Origin of the sequence: Mycobacterium sp. E2733, assembly GCF_001667585.1 — a bacterium.
Classification (GTDB): domain Bacteria; phylum Actinomycetota; class Actinomycetes; order Mycobacteriales; family Mycobacteriaceae; genus Mycobacterium.
Genome location: NZ_LZJZ01000087.1, coordinates 1 through 548 on the forward strand (window position 1 = coordinate 1; position 548 = coordinate 548).

1 protein-coding gene is annotated in these 548 nt (G+C 63.1%); it reads right to left on the reverse strand.

What is annotated here, in order from left to right; translation table 11 throughout:
* Positions 1-521, reverse strand: a 521-nt coding sequence (locus A5678_RS16020; protein ID WP_068044033.1) for a TetR/AcrR family transcriptional regulator, incomplete at its 3' end; no start/stop codon positions are given.
* Between the last annotated feature and the right edge of the window lie 27 nt (positions 522-548).

Here is a 548-nt window from a genome sequence, read left to right on the forward strand (position 1 = left end):
GAGAACGACCAGATGATGCGGGCGAGCCATTCGCTGGCGGCCGTCACGTCGACCCCGGCACCAACCTCTCCGCGGTCACGCGCGTCACGTACGTAGGGTTCGAGAAATTTGGTCGTCCGCCGGACCGCCGTATCCCCGTCAGAGATCATGTGCCGCATCAGCTCAGCGTCATCGGCCATCAAACGGTTGCGAGTTCGGTGGTCGAGCAAGATCCTCGCGTGTGTTTCGGCCATCGCGCCAACCTGCTCGGCCAGCGTACTTTTCTTAGCCATTGCGGTCGCCACGTCACGATAGAACCGCTGCGCCCCGAACTCGATGGCGGCGTCGATCAGCACGTCGCGGTCGACGAAGTATCGGTAGATGGTGCCGCGGGACACCTTGGCCATTCGCGCCACGTCCTGAACGCTCGTGCGCTGGATGCCGAGCTGTGTGAAGCATTCGTTTGCCGCGTCGAGAATCTGGTCGCGGCGGTCGAACTCGTCGGTGATCTCCGCTTCGCCGGTCTTCGGGTCGGTCAGCATCTCACTCCTCCACGCCCTCAGGGCTAT